Below are 6390 nucleotides of genomic sequence, written 5' to 3' on the forward strand. Positions count from 1 at the left end.
CCCGTCGCCGCCACCTGTATTGCCGCCGTTGTTGTTATTCCCATCGCCGCCACCTGTATTGCCGCCGTTATTGTTATTTCCGTCGCCACCACCTGTGTTGCCGCCGTTGTTGTTATTTCCGTCGCCACCACCTGTGTTGCCGCCAGTATCATTAGCACGAACGTTTATTTGAACAATATTACTATCCTTAGAGTACTGACCATTCTTAGCCACAACTTTAACTCTTACTTGATCATCTTTGTTTAACTTACCAGTTTCTACGGTAAATTTACCATCCGAACCAATTGCACCGGTTCTCTCAGATCCATCAGGCAAGATGACAACTACTTCAAAATCTGTTCCTTCTGGAACTGGTTGATTAAATTCAACCGAACCTGTCACTTGTGTGTCACCTTCAACAATCGAATCAACGGATGGTGCTTTAACTTCATAATCATTCAGAGGATTATCGATTGATGGCAATCCAGAATCAACGAGTACTGAAACTCTCTGACTAGATTTTTCAAAGTTTGTATTTCTCGCAATTATTTGTACGTCTGCATATTCTCCGTCATTCCATCTTTCAGTGTCAATTGAGAATCGTCCATTTTCATCAATACTTCCTGTATGTGGACTACTATTTGAAAATGGTTGTGCCGCTGCCAGCATGAAGTTTCTTTGCATTCCATTAGACAGAGTTACAACTACTTCAAATATTGTTCCCTCTGGAATTGGTTGATTCAAGACAACTGAACCAGTTACTTTCATATCACCATCTGTAATCTTATCAACCACTGGTGTCGCTACTTCATAGTCTTCTAACGGGTTGATTTCTTCTTTTTCGCCTACAGTTACTGAGATTGAAGCACTGTCCTTAGAATAGCCATCGTTTTGCGCCGTAATTCTAATTGAAATAACATCCCCAGCATTAAGGACTGCTGTTTCAATACTGAAATCACCATTTTCATCAACCTGTCCTTTCACTTCTGTGCCATCAGCAAGAATCGCCACTGCTTCAAAAGTTGTTCCCTCTGGAATTGGTTGGGTTAAATTCACTGAACCATTAATTGCTGTTGCACCTTCTAATACTTCGTCAACGATTGGTGCATTAACAATATAATTTGCTAATGGATTAGTGTCAGGAATCTTGGATCCTACTGTTACTGAAATTGGACTACTTTCTTTTTGATCATTGCCGTTATGCGCGATAACTTTGACCGAAACAGTATCTCCCTCTTTCAATTCATCAGTTTCAACAGTAAATTGACCATTCTCATCAATCTGTCCCTTCACTTCCGTACCATCTGGTAATGTAACTACTACTTCAAAACTAGTTCCCTCTGGAATTGGTTTTGTCATCTCCACTGAACCACTAACGGAAGTATCGCCAGACACAATTGGATTAACTGTCGGTGAAGCTACATTATAGTTTTCTAATGGGTTGGTTACTTCACTTGCAGGTCCAACTGTTACTGAAATTGAAGCTCCATCCTTTGTATATTCGCCATTCTCGGCTGTAATCTTAACTGATAGAATATCACCTTCGTTTAACGAACCTGTCTCTACAGTGAAACTTCCATCTGCGGAAACCACGCCTGTTTTCTGACTACCATCTACTAGTGTCACCACTGCCTTGAATGAAGTTCCTTCTGGAATTGGCTGGACTAATTCTACCGAACCATTAATAGAAGTAGATCCTGCTTTGACCGGAACAACTACAGGCTGTGATACATCATAATCTGCTAATGGATTTGTTACTTCAATTGCTGGGCCAACGGTTACTAATACTGGACTACTGTCCTTTTGATTATCCCCATTGTGAGCAACAATTTTAACTGAAACACTGTCTCCTTCCTTCAATTCGCCAGTACTAATGTCAAAGTTACCAGTTTCATCAATTTGACCTTTTAGCTCACTGCCATCTGGAAGTGTAACTATTACTTCAAATGTTGTCCCTTCCGGAATTGGTTGTGATAAGTTTACTGATCCAATAACTGATGTATCTCCCGATATAATTGGATTAACTACTGGTGAAACTACATTGTAATTTTCTAGAGGATTGGTTGCTTCTGATGGCTGCACGTTTACCGAAATAGAAGCACTATCTTTAGAGTAATTACCGTTCTTAGCTGTCACTTTGACGGAAAGAATTTCATACTTCTTCAAAGCACCAGTTTCAACTGTAAATTGACCATTTTCATCAACCGTACCCATCTTTTCAGTCCCATCAGACAACGTTATAACTGCTTCGAAATTCGTACCTTCCGGAATTGGCTGGACTAGATTAACTGATCCTTTAACCTGCATATCTCCTTCAGTCACTGTATCAACTGAAGGTACTGAAACTTCATAGTTGCTTAAAGGATTGGTTTCAGTAATTTCTGGTTGTACAGATATCATCACAGGTGAACTTTCCTTCGTATTTTCACCATTAGTTGCCACAACTTTAACTGAAATAATATCTCCTTCTTTTAACTCCCCTGTTTCAACCGTGAATTTTCCATCTGCATCAACTTTAGCTTTTTTCTCACTTCCATCCGGCATCGTTATAACGGCCTCAAAGCTTGTACCTTCCGGAATTGGTTGTTCTAACGTAACTGATCCACCAACTGATGTATCCCCTGATGTAACAGGATTAACCACTGGTGAAGTCACATTATAATTTTCCAATGGATTGGTTTCTTTTGCTGGCTGTACTACTACCGAAATAGAAATACTATCCTTCACATTACTGTCATTATGAGCTCTGATTTTTACTGATAATACTTGATTCTTCTCTAAACTACCTGTTTCAACAGTAAATTGACCATTCTCAGTAACTGTTCCGACCTTCTCTGTACCATCAGCTAAAATTGCTACTGCTTCAAATGTTGTTCCTTCTGGAATCGGTTGTACTAAATCAACCGACCCTTTAATCTGTGTATCTCCTTCAGTTACAACATCGACAGTTGGTTTCGAAACTTCGTAATCACTTAATGGATTTGTCACTTCAATCCCTGGTTGAACAACTACTGATACCGGAGAACTTTCCTTTGTATTCTCGCCATTAGTTGCTACCACCTTAACTGTAATAGCATCTCCTTCTTTTAACTCTCCTGTTTCAACCGTGAATTTTCCATCTACATCAACTATAGCTTTTTTCTCACTTCCATCCGGCATCGTTATAACGGTTTCAAATGTTGTACCTTCTGGAATTGGTTGTTCAAGTTCAACTGAACCTTTAACTGATGTATCACCATCCATAGCGGGATTAACAGCTGGTGAAGAAACATTATAGTTTTCCAACGGATTAGTAATTTCACGTGGTTGAACTGTTACTGCTGTTGAAGCACTATCCTTAGAATAGACATCATTTTTAGCTCTAATCTTTACAGATAAATTATCTTTCTCCTTTAATTCATCGGTATTAATTACAAACTTGCCATCTTCTGCTACTATTCCTGTGGCTTCGGTTCCATCGGATAGAGTAACCACAGCTTCAAAAGTTGTTCCCTCGGGGACTGGTTGATTTAAAGCTACTGTACCTTTTATAGAAGTATCTCCTGCATAAGCTGAATCAACCGTTGGTGTAGTGACGTCATAATCAGCTAACGGATTTTCATCCCCTATTGTTGCTTGGACAGTTACCGATACTGACGAACTTTCTTTAGTGTATTCTCCATTCGTTGCCACTACTTTGACTGATAAAATATCACCTTCGTTCAACATCCCTGTATCTAAAGTGAAATTACCATTTTCATCAATCTCTCCACTTACTTCTGTACCATCTTTAAGAATAGCGATTGCATTAAATGTTGTACCATCTGGAATTGGTTGATTTAAGGTTACCGAACCTTTTATAGAAGTATCTCCTGCATAAGATGGCGATACTGTAGGAACACTTACCAAATAGTTTTCTAATGGATTCTCACTTGTCTGACCTGCTTGAACGGTTAAGGATGCAGCTTCACTATCTTTAGTATAATCACCATTCATAGCCTTAATTTTTACACTAATAACTTGATCCTTTTGTAAGGCTCCAGTTTCAATTACAAAACTCCCACTGGCATCAACGTTGCCACTAACCTCTGTCCCATCAGCTAATGTCGCAATTGCAGCAAAAGTTGTTCCTTCTGGAATTGGTTCATTCAGAGCTACTGAGCCACTAATCGTCGTTTCTCCCTCAGTTGCTGGATCTAGCTTTGGTAAAGCTACCTCATAATCAACTAGTGGATCAACCGCGTCATTAGGGAAATTCAATGTCACTGGTTGTCCCTCTTGATCTATCAATGAAATAATATTGGCTGATAAAACAGCATTACTAATAACTGATGCTCTTACTGTCGCTGTAGCCGTGTTAGGATCACTGACAGCTGTCGTCAAAGTACCACTAGTTTGCCCTAGAATATTTGCATTTAAGGCAGAACTTAAAATGGTTGAACTTCCACTAGCAATCTCATCAATCAAATTAAAAAGTGGAGTCGTACTACGTTTAAGCACTGTTAAAGCAGTATTAACAACTGGATTACTTGAACTAATACCATTAACCGCATCTTCTAAACCATTAAAAAGTGACGAGTATGCTTGATTAACGTAATTGCCTAGTCCCTGAGTGAAATCAACTGAAATAGTTTTGCCATCAGCCGATACTACACCTGGTAAAGTATCATGATAACTTCCCAATTCCTTTAGTCCCTTAAGATCATCAATTGCATCTTGTAGTCCACTAACATCAACACCCAGTAATCTAACTGCTCCAGCAAAAACATCAACAGCTGTTTCCACCGCTGCAAATAAGAGATCTACTCCAGGAACATCAGAAGGTACTATTGGTAATAGTTGAGCATCAATTTGAACAGTTGCTCCACCTACGACCTTACCTTGTAATTCAGGTGGTAAAGAATAAACTAATACTTTTTTGTCAGCCACTCCAACACTGGCTAGGCCCGTCCCAGAATATTTTAGAGATAAGTCATAGTTTCCCTGTGAATTGGGTGTCATGGTATTACCAGTTGTAGAAACTAAACTAGCATTACCTAAAACCGAAATATCTGCTAAACCAGCCGTCGGCATAACGTTACTTTCCTGAGCCTGTTTATGACCGCTTTCGACTGCTGCACTTACCACTCCTGAGCTAGCGTTCATTAATAATAGAACCCCACTCGAAGTATATAGTGTTACGTTCAATGCTTTTTGTTTTTTAATAGCCATACTCTCACCTCTAATGTATTTGTGATTTATTTAACAATTACTAGGTTAGCATTTATAAATATCTTTGTAAACAAATATCGTATATAATTCATAATATTTTTCTTATGTTTAAATCAAAGCATCATTTAATTTAATGAACTTTTAAAGTCATATTTTGCCCACAAAATAATCTTTTGTTAATATTCATGTTGAAGTTTTGGCCTACTAATCCCATAAAATTACCATAACCTAAAACTAATCATTATTTTAATCTAACGGTCAATTTGCAACATTATTTCTCAATTTATTAGACTAATTTTTTGAGAGATGACTATACGACATAAAAATAAAAAAGCCATATTTTCATATGACCATCAAGAAATATTAGTTCTTCGGATAACAAATTAATTCATAATTAACGTATATTACATTTGGAGAATATCTTGAAAAGGCTATATAATTTCAACAATCGAAAGTATTATCGTATTTCTACAAACGAATATATCAAAATTACTGATGTGAAGAATCCATATTACTCGATAAAAAAATCGATCATAAAATTTTATGATCGACTTAAACTTCTAATTTATTTTTTAAAGCTTCAGTAAGAATGGCTGAGAAATTTAGTTTCTGCTTCTTTCCCAATACTACCAATTGTTCAGGAACCGTAACACTTTTACGAACGGTCTTCGGATTATTCTTTCGATATTCTTCCATATCAATATACACTATCGTTTTGATATCATTATCTTTTACAGTTATATCTTCTAATTCAGATGGCTTAGGATAGTCACTCTTATCTTCCAGCATAGCTCCAATAACATCTTGAGCCCTTAACAATGCATCTTTCAAGTCTTCGCCCTGTGTCCAAGTACCATTATCAATATCCGGAATTTCAACACTATAGCCTTCATCCTCTGGATGCAAAACCACCGGATAAACCAATATGTTCTTATTAGTAGTCAATGTCTTTACCTCCAAAAATTATTACTCAAAATTAATTTTCTTCATCAGATTATACATATTAGTGCGCATAATAAATAGTAATTTGTTTTGAGATAAACAATCAGATTGATTATTAAACAAAAATAAGACCTGGTAATCATCTTGATTCCCAGATCTTATTTCTTCACAATTTATTTATCCTAAATGTTCTCTAATCCATCTTGGAGAAAAATCATAAGTATCACAATTTATTTATCCTAAATGTTCTCTAATCCATCTTGGAGAAAAATCATAAGT

The 6390-nt window shown here is 37.2% G+C and carries 2 protein-coding genes; both read right to left on the bottom strand.

The window, feature by feature from the left end:
* The coding region (locus FC97_RS10605; protein WP_200958251.1) for an adhesive domain-containing protein at positions 1-5169 on the bottom strand (5169 nt) is incomplete at its 3' end.
* Positions 5170-5721: 552 nt separating this feature from the next.
* Positions 5722-6114, bottom strand: a complete 393-nt coding sequence (locus FC97_RS10610) for a type II toxin-antitoxin system HicB family antitoxin (protein WP_054643591.1) — start codon at positions 6112-6114, stop codon at positions 5722-5724.
* Positions 6115-6390 lie beyond the last annotated feature (276 nt).

The organism is Companilactobacillus kimchii DSM 13961 = JCM 10707 (genome assembly GCF_001435445.1).
GTDB classification, from domain to species: domain Bacteria; phylum Bacillota; class Bacilli; order Lactobacillales; family Lactobacillaceae; genus Companilactobacillus; species Companilactobacillus kimchii.